The sequence below is a fragment of the Protofrankia sp. Cj3 genome (assembly GCF_917627355.1).
GTDB lineage: Bacteria > Actinomycetota > Actinomycetes > Frankiales > Frankiaceae > Protofrankia.
This window is the reverse complement of the sequence record NZ_CAKJTR010000001.1, coordinates 37,347-57,801: the sequence shown is the minus strand read 5'-3', so window position 1 is coordinate 57,801 and position 20,455 is coordinate 37,347. Positions and strand designations below refer to the sequence as shown.

16 protein-coding genes are annotated in these 20,455 nt (G+C 63.7%); 11 read left to right on the top strand and 5 right to left on the bottom strand.

The window, feature by feature from the left end; all coding sequences use genetic code 11:
- Positions 1-214 precede the first annotated feature (214 nt).
- Together MJ783_RS00305 and MJ783_RS00300 are read left to right on the top strand one after the other, a co-directional pair.
- On the top strand, positions 215-1,255 hold the full coding sequence (locus tag MJ783_RS00305; protein WP_239307852.1) for an LLM class F420-dependent oxidoreductase: 1,041 nt from the start codon (positions 215-217) through the stop codon (positions 1,253-1,255).
- Positions 1,256-1,411: 156 nt separating this feature from the next.
- Entirely contained in the window at positions 1,412-2,587 is a 1,176-nt protein-coding gene (locus tag MJ783_RS00300; RefSeq protein WP_239307851.1) for an acyl-CoA dehydrogenase family protein, read from the top strand.
- Between the two features lie 270 nt (positions 2,588-2,857).
- Here the strand turns inward: MJ783_RS00300 and MJ783_RS00295 are convergent, their stop codons facing one another.
- Together MJ783_RS00295 and MJ783_RS00290 are read right to left on the bottom strand one after the other, a co-directional pair.
- Complete coding sequence (locus MJ783_RS00295) at positions 2,858-3,616, bottom strand: 3-hydroxyacyl-CoA dehydrogenase (RefSeq protein WP_239307850.1); 759 nt, start codon at positions 3,614-3,616, stop codon at positions 2,858-2,860.
- A 164-nt stretch (positions 3,617-3,780) separates the two neighbouring features.
- Positions 3,781-4,974, bottom strand: a complete 1,194-nt coding sequence (locus MJ783_RS00290) for an acetyl-CoA C-acyltransferase (protein WP_239307879.1) — start codon at positions 4,972-4,974, stop codon at positions 3,781-3,783.
- A 403-nt stretch (positions 4,975-5,377) separates the two neighbouring features.
- Here MJ783_RS00290 and MJ783_RS00285 point away from each other — a divergent pair, with 403 nt between their 5' ends.
- Entirely contained in the window at positions 5,378-6,217 is an 840-nt protein-coding gene (locus MJ783_RS00285) for a carbon-nitrogen family hydrolase (protein WP_255723980.1), read from the top strand.
- 757 nt (positions 6,218-6,974) lie between these two features.
- Here the strand turns inward: MJ783_RS00285 and MJ783_RS00280 are convergent.
- Complete coding sequence (locus MJ783_RS00280) at positions 6,975-8,378, bottom strand: XRE family transcriptional regulator (protein ID WP_239307848.1); 1,404 nt, start codon at positions 8,376-8,378, stop codon at positions 6,975-6,977.
- 557 nt (positions 8,379-8,935) lie between these two features.
- On the opposite strand from MJ783_RS00280, the gene MJ783_RS00275 reads away from it, so the two are divergent.
- From MJ783_RS00275 to MJ783_RS00245, 7 genes are all read left to right on the top strand, one after another.
- Complete coding sequence (locus MJ783_RS00275) at positions 8,936-9,241, top strand: WhiB family transcriptional regulator (RefSeq protein ID WP_239307878.1); 306 nt, start codon at positions 8,936-8,938, stop codon at positions 9,239-9,241.
- On the top strand, positions 9,238-9,600 hold the full coding sequence (locus tag MJ783_RS00270; protein ID WP_239307847.1) for a hypothetical protein: 363 nt from the start codon (positions 9,238-9,240) through the stop codon (positions 9,598-9,600). The genes MJ783_RS00275 and MJ783_RS00270 overlap by 4 nt, the downstream gene beginning before the upstream one ends.
- Before the next feature lie 658 nt (positions 9,601-10,258).
- A complete protein-coding gene (locus MJ783_RS00265) occupies positions 10,259-11,536 on the top strand; it encodes a GNAT family N-acetyltransferase (protein WP_239307846.1) in 1,278 nt (425 codons plus the stop codon).
- A 671-nt stretch (positions 11,537-12,207) separates the two neighbouring features.
- Positions 12,208-13,299 carry a PP2C family protein-serine/threonine phosphatase gene (locus MJ783_RS00260; protein ID WP_239307845.1) on the top strand — a complete coding sequence of 364 codons (1,092 nt, stop codon included), beginning with the start codon at positions 12,208-12,210 and terminating at the stop codon, positions 13,297-13,299.
- Between the two features lie 492 nt (positions 13,300-13,791).
- The gene (locus tag MJ783_RS00255; protein ID WP_239307844.1) at positions 13,792-15,129 is read left to right on the top strand and encodes an ATP-dependent 6-phosphofructokinase; all 1,338 of its coding nucleotides are present in this window, start codon (positions 13,792-13,794) and stop codon (positions 15,127-15,129) included.
- Positions 15,130-15,164: 35 nt separating this feature from the next.
- Positions 15,165-15,401, top strand: a complete 237-nt coding sequence (locus MJ783_RS00250) for a zinc ribbon domain-containing protein (RefSeq protein WP_239307843.1) — start codon at positions 15,165-15,167, stop codon at positions 15,399-15,401.
- 329 nt (positions 15,402-15,730) lie between these two features.
- Positions 15,731-17,509: an MFS transporter gene (locus tag MJ783_RS00245; protein WP_370651383.1), complete on the top strand. Its 1,779-nt coding sequence runs from the start codon at positions 15,731-15,733 to the stop codon at positions 17,507-17,509.
- A 110-nt stretch (positions 17,510-17,619) separates the two neighbouring features.
- Here the strand turns inward: MJ783_RS00245 and MJ783_RS00240 are convergent, their stop codons facing one another.
- Positions 17,620-18,522, bottom strand: coding sequence for an alpha/beta fold hydrolase (locus tag MJ783_RS00240; protein ID WP_239307842.1), 903 nt, complete (start codon positions 18,520-18,522; stop codon positions 17,620-17,622).
- Positions 18,523-18,786: 264 nt separating this feature from the next.
- Between MJ783_RS00240 and MJ783_RS00235 the strand changes: the two genes are divergently transcribed.
- Entirely contained in the window at positions 18,787-19,485 is a 699-nt protein-coding gene (locus MJ783_RS00235; RefSeq protein ID WP_239307841.1) for a metallophosphoesterase, read from the top strand.
- Between the two features lie 34 nt (positions 19,486-19,519).
- Here MJ783_RS00235 and MJ783_RS00230 read toward each other — a convergent pair whose 3' ends face one another.
- Positions 19,520-19,948 carry a hypothetical protein gene (locus tag MJ783_RS00230; RefSeq protein WP_239307840.1) on the bottom strand — a complete coding sequence of 143 codons (429 nt, stop codon included), beginning with the start codon at positions 19,946-19,948 and terminating at the stop codon, positions 19,520-19,522.
- Positions 19,949-20,455 lie beyond the last annotated feature (507 nt).

Below are 20,455 nucleotides of genomic sequence, written 5' to 3'. Positions count from 1 at the left end.
CCCCTATTGCCGGGCGCTCTTATTGCGGTTGTGTTGCGCCGCGACCATCGGTTGGCGTACAACGATCAGGTCCCGACTATCGGTCGGGTCACGCGGTGCTTGGACGTTTTGATCCAGGATCAAGTGACCTCCGGGGCCTTTGAGTGTGTGCGGAGAACTATGGCCGCCTACTTTTCTGGCCATCGGTTGGAACGGCGTCGACGAGGAGGCCTCAGTGCGGATCGGTATGCCGTTGGACTACAGCGGCGACTTCAGGGAGACAGTTGCCGGCCTGCGTGATTTCGAGGCCGCCGGAGTGGACATCGTCTTTGTGGCGGAGGCGTACTCCTTTGACGCGGTGAGCCAGTTGGGCTTCATCGCGGCGCGCACCGATCGCGTCGAGATCGCGTCAGGTATCCTGCCTGTCTACAGTCGTACTCCCTCGTTGACGGCGATGACGGCAGCCGGCCTTGACTACGTGTCCGACGGTCGTTTCACGCTCGGGATCGGCGCGTCCGGTCCACAGGTCATCGAGGGTTTTCACGGCGTCCGTTACGACGCGCCGCTCGGCCGCACCCGGGAGGTCGTGGAGATCTGCCGACAGGTGTGGCGCCGTGAACGGGTGGTGCATAGCGGCCGCTACTATCAGATTCCGTTGCCCGCCGACCAGGGAACCGGCCTCGGGAAGCCGTTGAAAATAATAAACAAGCCGGTGCGTGACCGGATCCCGATCATTCTCGCGGCGCTTGGGCCGAAGAACGTCGCGTTGGCCGCGGAGATTGCCGAGGGATGGGAGCCGATCTTCTTCCATCCGGAGAAGGCGGCGGATGTCTGGGGGGCCTCCCTGGCGGATGGCCGATCCAGGCGGGACCCCGCTCTTGGCAACCTTGATATTGTGGTCGCCGCGCCGATGGCGATCGGTGATGACGTCGATCATCTTATTGATCTTTATCGTCCGACGCTTGCCCTCTATATCGGGGGCATGGGTGCTCGAGGCAGGAACTTCTACAATGATCTTGCCTGCCGCTATGGTTACGAGCGCGAGGCCGCGCTGATCCAGGATCTCTACCTCGACGGCAGAAAGAAGGAAGCCGCGGCTGTGGTCCCGGCGGAACTTCTGCGGGCCATATCCCTCATCGGTGCTGAGGGGTACCTGCGGGATCGGTTGGATTCGCTGGTCGCGGCCGGGGTGACGTCACTGAATGTGACCCCGTTGGCCGCCACCCATGCGGAGCGGGTCGCTTCCATCGAACTGCTGCGTAAGCTGCTGCCCTAGGTCGATCATGTAGTAAACTAATTGATATATGTTGCCTGTTAGGGTCGTTCCAGGGCGTATGCGTTCGGTGAATCGCCTCGGCGGGCCGAAGAAGGCGTTGGGCTGTTCTGCGTCGAGATCATTGATGTGCGGACTGGGCTGGGGAGGTAGCGCTCGATGGTGAATGTGGACCAGCCGCCGTCGTCACTGTCGGCACGCGTGTATGACAGCGAGCATGCACTCTTCCGCGAGCTGGTGCGGAACTTTGTCGCGCAGTGTGTGCTGCCGAACTATGATGCGTGGGAGCGGGCAGGTATCGTTGATCGTGCGTTGTTCACCGACGCTGGTGCGTGGGGCCTGCTCGGATTCGGTGTCGATGACAAGTACGGCGGGCCCGGCATCGAGGACTTCCGGTTCAACGCGATCGTCGGGGAAGAGTTCGGTCGCGCGCTGGCCACGTCGGCGGGTCTTAGCCTGACGTTGCAGAATGACATTGTCCTGCCCTATCTGCTCGGCCTCGCCACCGATGAGCAGAAGGCGCGTTGGCTTGCCGGTACGGTCTCGGGTGAGACCGTTCTCGCGGTGGCCATGACCGAACCAGGTACAGGCAGTGATCTGGCCGCTATCCGGACCCGCGCGGTCCGTCACGAGGATGTCTACGTCGTCAACGGCGCAAAAACCTTTATCTCCTCCGGGCAGCATGCCGACCTTGTGATCACCGCGGTGCGCACCGCGGACGACCCACACCGCGGGCTGTCCCTGCTCGTTCTCGAGCGTGGGATGCCGGGTTTCGAACGGGGCCGCAATCTGGAGAAGATCGGGCTGCATGCGCAGGACACCAGCGAGCTGTCCTTTACCGACGTCCGGGTGCCGGTTGCCAACCTTCTCGGCGAGGAGAACAGCGGATTTTACGCGTTGGTCCGCAACCTGCCACAGGAGCGGCTGTCCATAGCGATCGCCGGCCTCGGCATGATTGAGGGCCTGCTCACGCAGACTCTGGCGTACGCGAAGGAGCGCACCGCCTTTGGCCAGCCGATCGGATCATTCCAACACAGCAGGTTCGTTCTGGCGGAACTGGCGACCGAGATCGATATCGCCCGTACGTTCATCCTCGATTGTCTGATTGAGCATCTGCGTGGCGAACTCAGCGCCGTGCGCGCGGCCAAGGCCAAGTACTGGGTCACTGAGCTTCAGTGTCGGGTGTCCGACCGCTGCCTGCAGCTGTACGGAGGGTATGGCTATATGCGTGAATATCCGGTTGGCAGGGCCTTCGTCGATTCTCGTGTCCAGATGATTTACGGTGGGACCAATGAAATCATGAAAGAGATCATTGGTCGGGATCTCGGTCTGTAATCGGTACGGCGGAGTCCGTGACCGGCATGGAGGAAGCTTCCGTGATGTTCGCGGACACCGGTGTCTGTGCCATGCCGGTGTTCACTCTTGCGGATGCTCCCGCGTACCTACGGTTGCTGGCACGCGGGACCATCCCGACCGCGTACGGAGCTGCCCAGCCCAGCGCCGGGTTTCTCCCTGTATACGGCCGTGGTAACCGACATCTCCTTGTAAGCAGGGGAGGTGCGGCCACCCTCGTCGTGGAGCGGATCTCACCCATCGATCACATGGTCAGCGGGGGGCCATTCGGATGGCGCCGTCGAGTCGAATGACCTCACCGTTGAGCATCTGATTGGCGGTGATGTGCTCGACCAGCGCGCCATATTCGTCAGGATCGCCGAGGCGGTTGGGGTGCGGCACCTGGCGGCCAAGCGAAGCCTGTGCCTCCGCCGGAAGGCTGGCGAGCAGCGGGGTCTTGAACAGGCCCGGCGCGATGGTAACCACCCTGATCTGCTTGTCCGCGAGGTCGCGGGCGAGCGGCAGAGTCATGCTGGCGATACCGCCCTTGGACGCGGAGTATGCGACCTGCCCGATCTGGCCTTCGAACGCGGCGACCGACGCGGTGCACACGACCACCCCGCGTTCGCCGGCGGTGGGCTCGTTGTGAACCATGCGTTCGGCGGCAAGCCTGATCACGTTGAAGGTTCCGATCAGGTTGACCGTGACTATCCGGGTGAACGCCTCCAGCGGCATCACGCCGCCTTTACCGAGAATCCGGGCCGGCGGCGCGATCCCGGCGCAGTTGACCACGACACGCAGCTCGCCCAGGCCGGTAGCGATATCGAGCGCGGCGTTGACCTGTTCGGAGTCGGTGACGTCAGCGGGCGCGAAGGTGGCCTTGCCAAGGTCGGCGGCGACCTGCTCGCCGCCTGATGTGGGCAGATCCAGCAGCACGACACTGGCACCGGCGTTTACGAGACGACGGGCTGTCGCGAGCCCGAGGCCGGAGGCTCCTCCTGTGATCAGGGCGACGCCACCTGCGATATTCACCTGTCCGACACCTCTCTTGTTTTGTTGACATTTTTGATCATGCTGTTTCCGGTCATACCGCTGTCACGGCTGGATCGGGGCACAGGCTGCCGGCTTCACGGCGGAGCCGGCAGCCAGACGGCATTGCCCGCCGGCAGGATGGCGCGCCCCTACTGCCGGGCGCTCTAAAGACGTTCGATGATGGTTGCGTTGGCCATGCCGCCGCCTTCGCACATGGTCTGTAGGCCATACCTGCCGCCGTTCGCCTCCAGGTAGTTGACCAGCGTCCCCAGCAGCCGGGTGCCGGAGGCGCCGAGCGCGTGCCCAAGGGCGATCGCTCCGCCGCGGGGGTTGAGTTTTGCCGGGTCGGCGGCAAGTTCGTGTGCCCAGGCCAGTGGCACGGGGGCAAAGGCCTCGTTGACCTCGTAGGCGTCGATATCGCCGATGGTCAGGCCGGCTCGCGCGAGAACCTGCTGAGTTGCTGGGATGGGACCGGTAAGCATGAGCAACGGGTCGTCGCCGACCACCGAGAACGCGTGGAAGCGGGCGCGGGGGCGCAGGTTGAGCTTGCTGGCAGCCTGTTCACTCATGATCAGTGCGGCGGATGCCGCGTCCGTCAGCGGTGAGGAGTTTCCAGGGGTGATCTTCCAGTCGACGTCGGGGAACCGCGCCCGCATTTCCTCGGTGCCGAAGGATGGCTTGAGACCGGCGAGGCCCTCGACTGTTGTGCTCGCCCGCATGGTCTGGTCCACCAGATGTGTACTGGTTGTTCCGTCCGGCGCGGGGGCTGCCACCGCCACGATCTCGTTGTCGAAGGCGCCCGCGGCCGCCGCGGCCGCCGCGCGCTGATGGGAGGCCGCCGCGAAGGCGTCGAGGGTTTCGCGGTCGAACTTCCATTTCTGGGCAATCAGTTCGGCCGAAACGCCCTGGTTGACCAGGCCTTCGGGATAACGGGCGTGGACGCCAGGACCCTGTGGGTCCTGGCCGATGGTCGGCGTGCCCATCGGGATGCGGCTCATCGACTCGACGCCGCACGCGATCACGATGTCGTAGGCGCCGGCCATCACGCCCTGCGCGGCGAAGTGCGCGGCTTGTTGGCTTGATCCGCATTGGCGATCAACGGTCGTGGCTGGCACGCTCTCCGGGAATCCCGCGGACAGCAGGGCATACCGGGTGATGTTCGCGGACTGCTCGCCGACCTGCTGGACGCATCCGCCGATGACATCGTCGACCCGCCCCGGGTCAAGGTCGTTACGTGTGATCAACGATCGGAGCACGGTCGCGAGCAGTTCGACCGGATGCACTCCGGACAGAGCGCCGCCTGGCTTGCCTCGTCCGGATGCGCTCCGAACGACATCGACGATGACCGCGTTGTTCATGAATTTCCCTTCGAGCGGGTACTGGTAAGCCAGCAGCTGCACGATCATGGTTTTGTGCTCGTGGCAGGAAACCATGGACGATCAAAGGAGCCGCCGGGCGAGGCCGCAACGCACCGCTCGTCGACCTCTGTCGTCAGTGGACTGCCATGCCCATCGTCATCCACCAGGCATTACGCGGTCAAAAAAAGCGAATTTCCGGCAGGTTAGAGCGCCCGGCAATAGGAGAGTGGATCAAGAATTGGGCTTGGGGCGCGCGTATCGCAAGGCTGCGGAGGTGGCGTCACCATGGTCCTTGGGGGCCGACTGACCAGCCGGGGTACCCGCGCATCGCGCGGCGATGCGGCGATGCGGCGATGCGCGTGCCCCAGCCCCGCGAACGGGAGTGGAGTGGCACGCTCGGAGCGTGCCACAACCCGGAGTTCGCGTCGTCTGTGTCCAACTTGAATGTCCCAGCTCGGAGGGGGCTCACGATCGGTTGCGGCGAGTGCTCGCTCAACTGCGTAGCATCGACGACGCGGACCTGGTTGTGCTGCCCGAGCTGTGGATGACAGGGTATTTCTCGTTCGATCGGTATGCCCAGGACGCCGAACCGCTGGACGGGCCCGTTCTCACCGCGCTCCGGCGCGTGGCCCGGGAACGCCGCTGGCACATGGTCGCCGGCAGCATGGTCGAGCGGAGCCCGAACGGGCGTCTTCACAACACCACTGTGCTCATCGGGCCCGATGGAGATCTTCTCCAGGTCTACCGCAAGGTTCACCTTTTCGGCCATGGCTCGCGGGAGGCGGAACTGCTCACGCCGGGGCGGGATGTGATCACCAGCCGTACGCCTTTCGGTACCGTCGGGCTAGCCACCTGTTACGATCTTCGTTTTCCGGAGCTTTTCCGGTTGCTTGTCGATCAGGGTGCCGAGATCATCGTGGTCGTGTCAGCCTGGCCGCACGAACGACTTGACCACTGGCGGATCCTGACCCGTGCCCGCGCTGTCGAGAACCAGGTTCTTCTCGTCGCCTGCAATGCCGCGGGCTGGCAGGCCGGCCGGCGACTGGCCGGCAACAGCGTGATTGTTGATCCATGGGGCGTGGTACTGGCGGAGGGCGGCGATGCTCCGAGTCTGCCCGCGGCGACCTTTGACACCGCGAGAGTCGCGGATGTTCGAGCCGCGTTTCCAGCCCTTGCGCACCGACGGTTTGACATTTTGTTGATCAATCGACTCGGCGAGTCGCCCAGTGGAGACAATCCATGACCGACTGTGCGGTCGTGGACCGGACCCGTGGCCGCATGGATCCCATGATCCTGCCAGGCGGGTTCGTACGGGGCCGGCTCCGAAGCCTTCAGCGCGGATCTCATGCCATCGGTCGAGACCGGTCTGGCGCGGTGCCGTCGCCCGTCGATCCTGGCGGCGGCTGAATACCCGGTTCGTACCAGATACCCGGACAGCCCCTGCTGGGTGACGCCGCGGGGATTGCCGAGACTGTTCCGGTGGACGTGACCCAGCTATCAGTTTCGCGACAGCATGGTCGGGAAATCAAGTGCGGTGAGAGGTGTGGCGGTGATCAGCGGCGATCGTGATCATATTGGCCGATCATATTGATCGCCGATCGTCCGCTGCCTTCGGCTGGTCGACGATAGGCGGCCATTGGTCGGACGTTCTCGAGGTATTTAACGCTAAGTAATTGGCGTTACTTTTGGTAATTATCTGGATGCTTTACGGAGTCAATCTGGAAGATCATATTTTTGCCACCCTCGAGGCCGACGAACGGGATGTTGCGGGTATTTGACTCCAGTCGGACTTGAATAGATGGAGAAATGTGGCGAGGGTCATACTCCCGGCTGGCGTAATCAACGGCCTGATGAATGCATCAAAGCGGACATAAATCACAAAAACACAAGAGGCAGTCGGTGCGGCGATGCCGCCTCGACTGCCTCTTGTGCGGTGTCCCGTGCTGGAGCCGCGGAGCGGGTCCAGCGTTGTGGAGACCGGGTGGAGCGTTGCCGTGCCGTCAGGCCGCGCCGACGGCGGTCAGCGCGACGCGGGCATGATCCGTGAGATCGGCGGCCCCGGGGCACCCGGTACGTTCGATTTCACGGCAGAGTGTCGCGACGTCTCGTCCGGCCATTCCGGAATCGAGAAGAGCCGCCTGTTCAACGGCCTGATGCCCGAGCTGAATGGCGGCATCGGCATCGCCGGCCTGGACGTGCGCCACACCCAACCTGGTCATGGCTTCCACCCGGGCGCGTGGGAAATCACCGGCCAACCCGTCCGTGGCATTGTCCAGATACGGAATGGCCGCGGCTCCGTCACCGCTGGCGAGCAGCGCCTCACCGGCGAAAAGCGAAATGCAGGACGGGACACACCAGTAGATGTGCGGCGGATCTTCCGCTGGTTGTGACTGGCTGATGAGATGAACCGCGTCCTCGGCGGTCCGGGCGGCTGTGGTGCTTTCACCGGCACGGCCGTACGCGAGAGCCAGCGCGCCGGAGATTGCCGCCTTCTCGGTGGCGGTCATTGCCGCGCGGGCTCCGGCCTGCGCTGAGCGGAGCATGGTGACGGCGTCATTCGGGTCGCCATACCAGGCCGCCTGTTCGGCCATGCAACGCAGGATGTTGGCGCCGAGCGCGGGCTGGCCGGCCTCGCCGGCGGCCCGGAGCGCGACCATCCACAGGCGCTGGGCACCCCCGTGGTAGCCGCTGTCGAAGGCTGCCCAGCCTGCGATGCGGGCCAGCTCAGCCGCGACAGCGTACAGCCGTGCCTCGTGGGCGTGGCCGTACAAGGCGGTCCGCAGGACGCGGACGGCTACCCGTAGCTCCGCCATGGAAAGCTCGTATATGTCATCCCCTCCGAGAACGTCATCCATTTTGCGAAGCGTGTCGACCCGCCGCTCGAAGCCCGCGACGAGCGAGTCGTTCACACGCTTTCCCTCAAGCGCCGCGGCAAGGCCGGCTGAATCGGTCATGAGCCAGTGATGCGCAACCGAGGTCAGCGCCACGCCGGACACGCTGAGAAACTTCCGCCGTTCCATATTGGCGGTCACCTCCTCGAACCCGACGGCCAACCCGTCAGGTCTCCATAGAAGGTCGAGATCGGCGTCTGCCCATCGAGCCTCCCCATCGTCAACTGAATTCGACATGAGTGCCAGGGTCCCGGTCTCGGGTCCGGCATAGTCGCACGCCCAGCCCAGCGCGACGACATTGGTGCAGTAATAGCGGGATAGTAGATCACAGTGTTCCCAGCTCGGGCGTTTGCCACCCTCGTACTCCGAGAGGCGCTGTGCGGTCAACGCATCCCATGGTCTACCGATGTCCTCGGCGAGACTCCGGATCTCTTCCGCTGCCCGCGCCAGAGACAGGCCGCGGATCTGGCGTGCATGCTGCAACGGACCGATGGTAACCCTTCGAGGAGGCATCTGACCTTCTCCCATTTGGCCGTCATGTCAAGGCATGTAGTCGGAACGTAGCCAACCCCCCCTCCGGAGTCTAAGGACCCGAGGTCACCTGTGGTGAGTCGTTGTTCCTGGTCGGTCCACGGCGAGGCGTCTTGATTCTCGCCGGATTACGCCCCGGCCGGTATTCGTCGGCACCGTATGTGACCCTGGCCGGGCCCCGGGCGCTCGCGACTCAGGCACACGCGGAGTATCCGGACGGTGATCGTGTGGATCTGTGAACTGCCGCCCGGATGTCGCTGAAAAGCATGATTCCCGGCGCCTTGGACGAATGTCGGTGGCAGGACGTTGTACCTCAGCCTTTATTCATGAGTCCTTGGCCCCGTCCTGGGGCATATTCCCTGTTCCCTGGTTCTGAAACATTGCGAGTAGACACTCCCTGGGGCCGGTCGTACGCTTCTGCTCGATTTAGTCTTCATGTCGACGCGACCACGGGACGGTGTCGGATGAGCAGAAGAGTTCTTGTATTGGACGCGGCTGGCGAGTTGCGCGGCCAGTTTGAGGACATGAACACCGCATACATGTGGCGTCATGTCCGGCCGCAGGAGCCGCAGACCGCGGAGGATTTGGAAGTCTGGCGTCAGCGCAGCGCCTGCCGGGATGAGGACCCGGAGCTGTTCTTCCCGGTCGGTACGACCGGGCCAGCACAGCGGCAGCTGGAGGAGGCCAAGGCCGTCTGCCGCCGCTGTCTGGTGATCCGTGAGTGTCTGAACTGGGCGCTCGACACAGGTCAGGACGCCGGTGTCTGGGGTGGTCTGGACGAGGATGAGCGACGGGCACTGCGTCGTCAGCTGGTCAGTGCCCCCGCTCCCCGGGTAGCACAGTGATCACACAGACGTTGCCGCGGACCGCCTCGCCCGCGTTGATGGCCTGCGCCATGGCGGACTGGCAGCATGCCGCGGCTCGGTTGTGGATCGCCGCACGCGAATACGCCGAGGCTGTGACCTCGGAAAGCGATGTGATGACTGCCCTCGCACGGCTGATCGCGGATGGCGCGCCGGAAGGAGAGATTCACGAAGCTCGAGCACTGCTGGCCCATCTGATGGTCATTCGCACCGAGGCCGGGCACAGGCTCGGGCTGAGCGGGCTACCGGACGAACTCGCCCGAGCGGGCCGGAGCCTGCTGTCGGCCGCTCCGCTTGAGCGGGAACATACGATCCCCCGCCCGCGCGAGGGCGCCGTCTGATGATCGGACTCCGTGGGACGCCGACAACGCCTGTCGGCCGTCCGCGAGGGCAGGGGAGGGCACCTCGAGGAATGTTCCGCCGAGGCCTCACCGCACTGACGCGATGGTGCCGTCAGATGTTCGATCGATATGCCCGACGTGGGACAACTGTTTCCGCAACGAACTGGTCGACTCTCGGTTGGTGCCACCTTGGCCGCATCCCCGGGGTCACTGAAAAACCGGCCGAAAATCGCCGGGGCATAACACCGCGTGGGTCTCCACCCGATGCGGGGGGCCGGCCAGGGCAGCCGCGGTACGGAGCCCAGGACGTTACCCGCGGCGTCCGCCGCCGTGGTCTGAGCGGGCCCGGCCCCCCCGACGGTGTGAAAAGAGTAACGGGCCCGACTTCTTTGGCCGGTGGCTGAGGCCAGCGTGGCCGAAAAAAGCTCCCCGGAGTGGTCGCTGACAACGGTCGCGAACCCCGGGTGAGACCCCGGCGCGGGCAATCTACCGCTCCCCTCCGCGGATGGATAGCCCGCGCCGGCTGGTTAATTCTGCTCCTTTCGAGCCTGCGCCGCGGGCTCCTTGCCGCTGCCCGAGTGGTAACACGAGTGGAAACGACGCGACAGGTAACTGACCCGTACTTGCGCACGAGTGACACGAGTGAAAGGAGTCGGTCATGACCAATTGGCATGTGCGATCCTACGACACCACCGATCACACCGCTACGGTTCGTCTGCTTGAGGAGGTCAGATCTGACGAAGAAGGGCCGTCTTTTGACCTGACCGACACAGTTCTCGCGCTGCGCGAGGACACTCCCGCTGTCGTCGCCGTCACACCCGATCAGTTCGTCGGCGTCGCGGTCGGAAAATACGAACAAGGCTATGCCCGGGTACTTGCGCTGGCAATCTCGCCTGCGTGGCGATACCGAGGTATCGGGTCCGCGCTTCTGCAGGCGTTGGAGAACCAGCTGATTCACGCTGGTCATCGCCGTATAACCACCTTGCTCGCGTCGGGGCAGTTCGGGGAACTCGCCTTCCGGAACCGGGGCTTCGTCAAGACCGGGCTCACACTCTATGAGAAGTACGAGCCACTGCGGCCGGTCGACGTCACGACCGTGGAGCGCTGGGGCGGCACCCTGCTCACAGCGGCGGAATGGCACAGTCTGGCCGGCATGGCCGAAGGCAAGCAACTGGTGGAACAGCGCCTGCTGCTGCCTATCAAGGAGAACGAGCTGGCGGAGACGTATGGGGTGGTCACACCGACGACCATGCTTCTGTTCGGACCACCGGGTACCGGGAAGACGTCATTCGCGCGGGCGGTAGCGGCACGTCTGGAGTGGCCGTTCGTGGAACTTCTGCCATCCCGGCTGGTCGCGGCCGGCAGCGGTGGCAACCTCGCGGCCGAGCTGCGTACGGCCATCACCGAACTCATGCAGGTCGAACGAGTCGTGGTGTTCATCGATGAGGTGGACGAGATCGCGCAGTCCCGGGAAGCCGTCGGGCCGGAGAGCCAGTCGGTGGTGAATGAGCTGCTGAAGGCCATCCCACAGTTCCGTAGTTCCCCAGGGCGTCTGTTGATCTGTGCGACGAACTCGATCGCGGCGCTGGACCCGGCGTTCATCCGCCCCGGACGCTTCGATCTTGTCCTTCCGGTGGGACCACCGGACGCCCCCGGCCGTCGTCTTCTACTCGATCGTTTCCTCGAGCGGATCGACAACAAGCAGGTGGACGTCGAACCGGTTGTCGCGGCCACTGAGCTGTTCACACCCGCTGATCTTGCATCCACCGTGCAGCGAGCCGTGGCGGCCGCGTTCCACCGCGCGGTCGACAAGGGTGAGCGCCTGCCGGTGACCACCGAAGATCTTCTGGCGGCGGCGCGCTCATCGCGACCGACCATCAGCGCGGATGAACTCGATCGCTTCCGTTCGGACGCCAGGGCCTTCACCCGCAGCTGAAACTTCCGCCATCGTTGACCTACCGCCAGCCGGATGCCGGCGGCTGGCCCGGCGGGGCGGTTTCCCGGTGTGGGCGCGCCGCAGGCTGTGGTGACCGCCCTCGGCCTGGCTCCAGCGGTGCGACCGCGATGGGCCGGGTGGCGCGACCTGCCGCGGATGCCTGTCAGCGGGCGTCTAGCGGTCGGGGCCAGCTTCTTCGTCCCCGCCTGAGATCGGCCCCGAATGGGGTGTCCGTTGTCCATATTGCCCCTGATGGTGCATAGTTGATGTGCTCATGTCTACTACTGTTAGTTAATGTTGTGCCTTATATGTCTTGTAGTTGATTTTTGACCGTTCTGCTGTCACTTCGCGCACAAGCCTCCGGCAGCGCGCTGCGGTATGGCCGCGCCGCCGGAGGCTCTCCGGGGCGTGTTTCGGAAGCCGTCTGTCCGGCTCGCCACGCCCAGGCAGCCCCTGGCCGCCTTCTTGGCCGTACCGATACAACTCATCCGGTACCGGCGTGGCGTTCGGCCTCGCCCGCCGGTGGATGATGGCCGGCAGCCGCTTCCGGTTCCGGTTGCGGCCGCGGCACACGTAGCGTTCCAATGGTGGTCGCATCGTGGTCAACAGCGTTTCCTCGTTCGTTGGTTGTGTACATGATGAGGACAATGCGGACATGTGGAAGTGCGGTCGTGGCGGCCGATGGAGGCCTGCTGGGTCTGCTGGGGCTTCTCGTGGCCGCCGATGTCGTCATCCCCGGGATCGACCTGACCGGCTTCTACGGCCTGGTGCCGCTGCTCGCCTCGGCTACCAGTTCGACGCTGGTCACCGTTGTCGCTGGGTTCGCCGCGGTGGCCGCGGCCGTGGCGTCGGGCGCATGGGATCGGTGGTTCGATACCGGGCAGCATGTCGCCGCAGGTGTACTCGTCGCGGTCCAGGGCGCTGTAGCGATCTACGTCGCGGTCACCCGGCGGCGTAGAGAACGGGAGCTCGGGCGGGCACGTGCCGTTGCCGAGGTTGCCCAGCGTGCGCTCCTGCCAGTGGTACCCGCGGCTGTGGACGGGATCGCGTTCGCCGCTCGATATTTGTCCGCCACGGCCGAGACCCTGGTTGGTGGGGATCTCTACGAGGTTGTGACGGTATCCGGTGGCACACGAATGATCATTGGGGACGTGAAGGGGAAAGGTCTGCCCGCGGTCCGGTTGACCACGGTTGTGCTGGGTGCCTTCCGTGAGGGCGCCGTCCACTACCCGGAGATCGAGCGGGTTGCCGCTGCCTGCGCCCGAGCGGTTTCCCGGGAAGCGGGCGCCGAGGATTTCGTCACAGCTCTGCTTGTCGACATCGAACCAGACGGTACGCTGCGAATGATCTCTGCTGGACATCCGCCGCCGATTCTGCTGTCCGGGGACTCAGCCCGCCCGCTGGCAATCATCGAGCCCAGTCCTCCGCTGGGCATCGCGGAGGACTTCACGGCAACCATCAGCAGTTGGGGCCTGGGCGACCGGTTGCTGTTGTTCACTGACGGCCTGATCGAGGCTCGTGACAGCAACCGGACGTTTTTTAGCCTTGAAGATCATTTTTCCGAGCTGGCAGCGGCCACTCTGGACACCGTGCTGGACGCTTTGGTGGCTCATCTGCACGGCCATGTCGGGGGGAACCTGCACGACGACCTCGCGTTGCTCATCGCCGAGCGGCTGCCCGCGCCGGGCCGCATGATCGCGGTTTCCGGCGGGCTGCCAGTGTCCGCGTCCGAATCAGCCATCTCGGTCGGCCAGGGCGAGTGAGCATCGGTGGATCTGTGCCTACTGGCGGGTCGGCCGCTGGCGGGCGTTTTGTAATGGATCTCACTTTTTTCGGGTAGGGGCCGCGTTGCCACGGCGATCCGGCTGGCGTGCACGCCAGCCGGCGGTGGGATGAACATCGATGGCGACCTGCGGCTGGTCGGCCAGCCGATGCCCGCCGACGGTGACAGGTGAGCCCGACCCGGGGGGCACGATGTGTCCGACCAGTAAAGCATGGGTTTCGTCTGGCGCACGGCGAAAACATGTTCACGAGCCTCCTCCTCGGTGCTGGTGGCTGGACCGGTACTCTTTGACACGAGTGGGCGAGAAAGGAGATTTGACAATCGTGGTGTCACCCACCCGGAAATCTCTGTTTCGCGTCGGTAACAAAGCCGGTCCGCCAGTCGGGCAGGGATGGCGCGATCACCGAGAGGCTCCGAGGTCATCCGGGGCCATTCTCTTCGCGCTGCCGATGGTCACAAGGGTGCGTTACTGATGGCTGACGGCCAAGAACTTTCGGTAAGGGTGCTGGGATCCTGCCGGATCACTTCGCCGCTTGCGCCGCTGATCGGTGACAAGCGAACGACCCAGCATTATGTGGATGAAGACGACCGGGTACTCCTTGACGATACGTTGTCTCTGGTTACGCAACGTGATATGCCGATCGACGCTCTTCCCGGATTTGAGCCGGCCGGGCCCCGGCGAAAGATTTTTTTCGACCCATCCAAGACGCGGGTCGGAATTGTCACCTGCGGGGGGCTGTGCCCAGGTTTGAACGATGTTATCCGCGGCTTGGTGTTCGAATTGACCTCACACTACGGCGTGACTCGGATCTTCGGTTTCCGCAACGGGTATCAGGGGTTCATCGCCCGCTACGGCCACAGCGTCCTGGACCTGACCCCCGAGCTCGTCGGCACTATCAACGAGAACGGCGGAACAATTCTTGGAACCTCGCGCGGGCAACAGGACCCGGAGGAGATCGTTGACTGTCTGGAACGGATGAGTATTACCATCCTGTTTGTCATCGGCGGTGACGGTTCACTGCGCGGCGCGCTCGAGATCGCCCGTATCGCGGGCGAGCGAGGCGATAAGATCGCCGTTGTCGGTGTGCCGAAGACCATCGACAATGATGTTCCGTACATCGACCAGAGCTTCGGTTTTCAGACCGCCTTCGGGAAGGCTGCCGAGTCGATACGGGCGGCGCATGTCGAGGCGACATCCTCACCCAACGGCGTCGGCGTGGTGAAGCTGATGGGCCGCCATTCGGGCTTTCTCGCCTGTTACGCGTCGCTGGCGAACAGCGATGCGGACGTGGTGCTCATCCCCGAGGTGCCCTTCGCCTTCGAAGGCGAAGGCGGGCTGCTGAACTTCCTGCACAGACGGGTCGAGGACCGGGGCCACGCCGTCGTGGTCGTCGCGGAGGGCGCCGGGCAGGAGCTTTTCGCCCAAGAGGAGCAGGGACAGCAATCACAGGGCAGCGATGCCTCCGGCAATATCAAGCTACGGGACGTCGGCCCGCTCCTCAACAGGCGGGTGACGGAATATTTCGGCGCGGTGGACATGGAGCTGAATCTGAAATACATTGATCCGAGTTATATGATCCGCAGCGTACCGGCGAATCCGTATGACAGTGTGTACTGCATCCGGCTGGCGCACGCCGCGGTGCATGCGGCGATGTCAGGCCGTACCGAGATGGTGGTCGGCCGGTGGCGACGCAGGTTCGTGCACGTCCCGATCCCGTTGGCTATCAGCCATCGCAGCCAGGTTGACCCCGCCGGCGATCTCTGGCTGTCGGTCCTGGAGGCGACCGGTCAGCCAGTTCAGTTCGGCTGACCGCCGACGCCGCGTCGTTGGCGTAAAGTAGGAGTGTGCCTGCATACGAATACCGTTGCCGCACGTGCGACACCAGCTTTGAGGTGCGGCGCGGGATCACTGAGACAGCCGCCGCCAGCACGCCGTGCCCGGGTGGTCACACCGACACCGGCAGGGTGTTCACCGCGGTCGCGGTGACCCGGGCGGGGTCAGCGGCGCCCTCTTCCAGACCGGCTTCGCCGCAGCCTGCCGCGTCGGGGGGCGCCTGCTGCGGCGGTGGCTGCTGTACCTGATTCCACCCTGTGCGTCCAGATGGGCTCCCTCGAAGTGTCTTGAGGGAGCCCATCGCCGTTTTCGTGCTTCTGGGACATCCGATAGTTTTGCCCAGTTAGTCCCCATTATTCCTGATTTTTTTGCCGAACTGCTGGCCAGGGTCACTTCCGGGGAACTCCGGGCCAATCTCACACTTCTCGCCTCGCCAACTTTGGTGTTACTTGTTTAGTCTTACTAAGCAAGTTTTCGAGTGAGGCGAGTGGCGTGCGTGGAGGGCGGCGAAGTGCGGGACTCGGGCTGCATGGACCAGCAAATTTCGGACAATATGCGGACTATTCGACCATCGGCAATGGATAATCGCCCGATTACGTTGGGTCCGCATTACAAATGGATCGCCCTGTCCAACACCACGCTCGGCATGCTGATGGCAACGATCAATGCGTCGATCGTTCTGATCGCGCTGCCGGACATCTTCCACGGGATCGACATCAACCCGTTGAGCCCTGGCAACATCAGCTATCTGTTGTGGATGATGATGGGCTTCCTCGTCGTCACGGCCGTGCTGGTGGTGACATTTGGCCGGCTTGGGGACATGTACGGTCGCGTCCGTATGTACAATCTCGGATTTGCGATCTTTGCCGCTTCTTCGATTCTGCTGGCCGCTACCTGGATGCACGGCAGCACGGCCGCTCTCTGGCTGATCGGCTGGCGGATCATACAGGGCGTGGGCGGGGCGTTTCTCGTCGCAAATTCCACGGCTATTCTCACTGATGCCTTTCCCACCCGTCAGCGCGGGTTAGCATTGGGTATCAATGTGGTCGCCGGCATCGCCGGCACCTTTCTCGGTCTACTGCTGGGCGGGCTACTCGCCCCGATCAACTGGCACTATGTCTTCCTGGTGTCGGTACCGTTTGGAGTATTCGGTACCTTCTGGGCCTATGCGAAACTCCGGGACAACGGTGTGCGGCGTCGTACAGCGATGGACTGGTGGGGAAACATGACGTTCGCTGGCGGGTTGATCGCGCTGCTCGTCGGCATCACTTATGGCATACAGCCCTATGGTGGGCGCACTATGGGCTGGACCAACCCGTGGGTGCTGGCTGCGGTGATCGGCGGCGTACTCCTGCTGGCCGCCTTCGCGGTCATCGAGTCTAAGGTGGCCGAACCGCTGTTCAATCTGGAACTGTTCCGGATCCGGTCGTTCTCCGCTGGCAATGTCGCGAACCTGCTGGCGTCACTCGGCCGCGGCGGTCTCCAGTTCGTCCTTCTCATCTGGCTACAGGGAATCTGGCTGCCGCAGCATGGCTACGGTTTCGCGGAGACTCCGCTATGGGCAGGAATTTACCTGATTCCGTTGACGGTCGGGTTTCTGGTGGCCGCACCGCTTGCCGGCGTGCTGTCCGACCGCTTCGGTGCCCGGATGTTCACGATGGCAGGCCTGGCCATCGTCATCGTGAGCTTTGTGTTGTTCATGGTAATCCCGGTGAACTTCCCCTATCCGATATTCGCGCTGATTCTGCTCATCAATGGCCTGGGCACCGGTCTGTTCTCTTCACCGAACCGGGCTGACGTGATGAACGGATTGCCGGCGAACACCCGAGGCGTTGGCGCGGGCATGGCCGCCACCTTCCAGAACGCCGCTTTCGTGCTTTCGATCGGGTTTTCCTTCACACTGATAGTCATCGGGCTTTCGCGTAGCCTGCCGTCAACCATGTTCAACGGGCTTGTGGACCAAGGTGTGCCAGTGCCGGTTGCGCGGACTGTTTCCACGCTCCCGCCGATCGGCGTTCTATTCTCAGCCTTTCTCGGATACAATCCGATGGAGCAGCTTCTCGGGCCGCAGACGCTGTCGGCTCTACCTGACTCGGGCGCTTACGTAACCGGCCGCGCCTTTTTTCCGAATCTGATCTCCGGGCCGTTCTCCGATGGTCTTGCCGCTACCTTTGCGTTCTCCATCGTAATGCTGTTGATCGCCCTGCTCGCATCCTTCATCGCCGGGTCTGCCGGCGGGACGAAATCCAGGCTCGGCGCGGCGGAGGAGGTAGGCGGGCGCTTGGCGGACACCGGAGCCGGGCTGATCCCCGCGCACCGCGCCGAGGGCTCAAGAACATCCGGGCAAGCCCGATGACGAATGCCACGTTCACCGGGCCATCGGTTATGGTGACCACCGGTTGCCCGGCCAGGGCCCTGGGCCTCCGATTGCCGGCGAAGAGGCATGATCATATGCTCACTGGCCTGTTACGCGGTGGTTGCCTGCGCCTTCGGCCGGCTCTGGGGCACCGAGTGTTGCCAGTCGGCAAGCAGCGTCCGAATGCCGGTGACCAGCAGCAACGGCTGGTCCAGCATGACATGGTGCCCCGCGAGCGGGATTTCGATGACTGGCGCGACCCGCCCGAGCAGCTCGTACATCTCGGTGCCGATGTCCGGCGTTATCAGGCCGTACTCGGCTCGAAACAAGGCGACCCGGCAGCGTACCTCTTTGAGGATCTGCGAAGACGGCCGGCGTCCTCGGAAAATGCCCGGATCAAATTTCCAGGTCCAGCCGCCTTCGACCGCGCCCATGGAGGTCCGTGCCACGTGGTTCACAACGTAGGGCAGCATGTTCGGCTGGTCTGGTACGGTCCTGAACCTGGCCAGGGCATCGGTTACGGTCGGATATACGCGTAGTGGCCCGAATGCGGTCCGTTCGCGGGCGGCCCGTTCCTCCGGGGTGACGTCCGCGACCGGAGCATCGATGATCATGATGCCGCCGACGCTTTCCGGGAACTTCGCCGCAGCCATGATCGATGCCCAGCCGCCCATGCTGTGCCCGATGATGATCGGTGTGCCGGTGAGGCCGGCGTCCCGTGCCACGCTGACGATCTCAGTGGCCCAGCTGATGAGGTTGTACTCATCGCGGCGTCCGCTGTCACCATGGCCTGACATATCGATCGCGATAACTCGGTACTCGTTGTCAATCAGTGGCGCGATGTGGTCCCACCAGCCCGCATGCCCGCCCCCTCCGTGCACGAGAACGATTCCCGGGCGCTCTCGCTCCCCCCAGCACCGGTAGCTGATCCGGCATCCGTCGACCTGGGTCGTGCGCCGCTCGGGCCGTTGCTCGAGTGCGCTGCGGAACCATCCGGGAGTCTCAAGGTTCATGATCTATCTGCCATGTAGGTTCTGCCATTCCGGATATGCGGTGCTGGACGGTGTCGTAATCCAGTTTGACCGGAGTCGGCTTGACTAGCCGGCCGGGACGGTCCCGATGGCTGCGATCGTTTGATCCGCTCACCCGAGGTAACCAATACCAAGAAAGCAGGTGTACCGAATCCACGGCAATGAGCCGAGTTCTCCTTTTTGTGCTCACCCGTCGGGCTGGGTACATATCTGGCGGGGTGGCGATGAGCGGTGGATGGTGGTTCTATGCGATACGCGGTCGTGGCGGACCTGCACGGCAGGCGCAAAGCATGGCGGCGCGTGCTTGGCGATGTGCAGCAGCGCGGGGCCGACCAGGTGGTGTGCCTCGGCGACTACCTCGAGGCGAAGGTGCCGTGGCGTCGCCATACTGCCGCCACCCACTGGGAGCTCACTGACGTGGTGGAACCGGATCCGGCACTGTGGCGTGAGCTGGCCGGGGTCGATCTGGTCCTGGGCAACCAGGAGTGGCGGATCCGCGATCTGCTGCGGTCCGAACAGATTTTTGGTGATCTTGATGTCCTGCTTGCCGCGCCCGAAACTCGGATGCTCGGGGCTGCCATGACAATGCACGGCCACCAGTTTTCCTGGGAGGACGGGCCGGCTCGTCCCGGGTGGCCCGCGGTCTTCTACCCGCGGCTGGTCGAGCTGCCCGACGTCCCGATCCTGATGGTCGGCCATTCACACCAGACGCTGCTGCTGGATCTGCCCTCGCTCGGGGAGATGAACGGCCCGGCCGGCGTCGTGGTGGCACATCGTCGGCCGGTCATGCCAGGGGTACCAACCCCGGTCGACCCGAGTGGCGCGCGGCGCCTGCTGGTCAACGTAGGCCCGGCGCGGGGCAAGCCGTCCCACTGGTTGCTTTATGACGATACGGCATCCGAAGTGACCTTCTACGAAGTCATGCCTGGGCGCTCTAGCTGTTAACAGTAGTAACTGTTAGTAGCCATCGGTGGCAGGCTCACCGTGGTCGCGTGTCGTCGGTATGGATGAACGCCTCGATGGTTGTGATTGGGATTACGCCGAGCGGTCGTCCCTCATCCTCGACCGTGATCGTCGCACCCGTCGCCGCATTGCGCAGCGAGTCGTCGACGGCGCTGGTGAGGAAGTCACGCCAGTCCAGGAAGATTTCGGGCAGAAAGGAATCGATCGCCTCTTCCAGTGGCCGGGCCGGATTACGGATCTTGTCGAGGTCATCCAAGGTGATGATCGATGAGCGGATGATGTCCTCTTCGAGGTGGACGACTCGTGCGTAGCGCACACCCGCGTTGCGTATCTCACGAGCGGCTTCGTCGCGGGTCGAGGTGTCCTCAAGCTCGATAAAGGGTTCTACCTTGTCGATGAGTCCGACCACGCCAGCGAGATCTCTTATGATCTTGTCTTGTGTCACGCTGCTGTTCCTTCCCGGGTACCGCTCTCGGGAATCCGTCCGTTGGCATGTACTCCGCTGCGGTCCAGCGAGATCCATGGAGGTGCCAGCACGATTATGATCATTTTGCCTGGAGTCATTGCCAGGAGTGTGAATCACATCTTTCTGTAGTTGATTCTCTCCAGAAAGTATCGATCTTGAGGTCGGGACCAAAGTCCCAGCCCGCTTCATCTGTTGACGTGCTCAATTGGCCGCTATCCTTACCTTGCGTCCCGGCGAAGTGGTAGCACGATCTGCGTTCCCCCCGTACGCTAGATGGTCTACCCTTCGCCGGGGCTTTGTGGTCCCCGGGGCGCGACCGCAGTCCTCTGCCAGAGCCTATGACGGTCAGCTTCGGTTCCTGCGCGGTGAGACACCAGGTAGGCCGGGGCCTCTGCCGACAGGCGCGTTGAGCCGTCGGTCGATCGAAGTCCCACCATTGTGGTAGATCTTCTCTTCGCGCTGGCCGGTCATGCTGGCCGTTGATCA

What these genes read in the sequence shown, in the direction of transcription:
- MJ783_RS00255 (WP_239307844.1), top strand. Translation starts at nt 13,792, where the DNA reads ATGGCTGACGGCCAAGAACTTTCGGTAAGGGTGCTGGGATCCTGCCGG.
- MJ783_RS00235 (WP_239307841.1), top strand. Translation starts at nt 18,787, where the DNA reads ATGCGATACGCGGTCGTGGCGGACCTGCACGGCAGGCGCAAAGCATGG.
- MJ783_RS00245 (WP_370651383.1), top strand. Translation starts at nt 15,731, where the DNA reads ATGGATAATCGCCCGATTACGTTGGGTCCGCATTACAAATGGATCGCC.
- MJ783_RS00300 (WP_239307851.1), top strand. Translation starts at nt 1,412, where the DNA reads ATGGTGAATGTGGACCAGCCGCCGTCGTCACTGTCGGCACGCGTGTAT.
- MJ783_RS00240 (WP_239307842.1), bottom strand. Translation starts at nt 18,522, where the DNA reads ATGAACCTTGAGACTCCCGGATGGTTCCGCAGCGCACTCGAGCAACGG.
- MJ783_RS00290 (WP_239307879.1), bottom strand. Translation starts at nt 4,974, where the DNA reads ATGAACAACGCGGTCATCGTCGATGTCGTTCGGAGCGCATCCGGACGA.
- MJ783_RS00275 (WP_239307878.1), top strand. Translation starts at nt 8,936, where the DNA reads ATGTGGCGTCATGTCCGGCCGCAGGAGCCGCAGACCGCGGAGGATTTG.
- MJ783_RS00280 (WP_239307848.1), bottom strand. Translation starts at nt 8,378, where the DNA reads ATGCCTCCTCGAAGGGTTACCATCGGTCCGTTGCAGCATGCACGCCAG.
- MJ783_RS00265 (WP_239307846.1), top strand. Translation starts at nt 10,259, where the DNA reads ATGACCAATTGGCATGTGCGATCCTACGACACCACCGATCACACCGCT.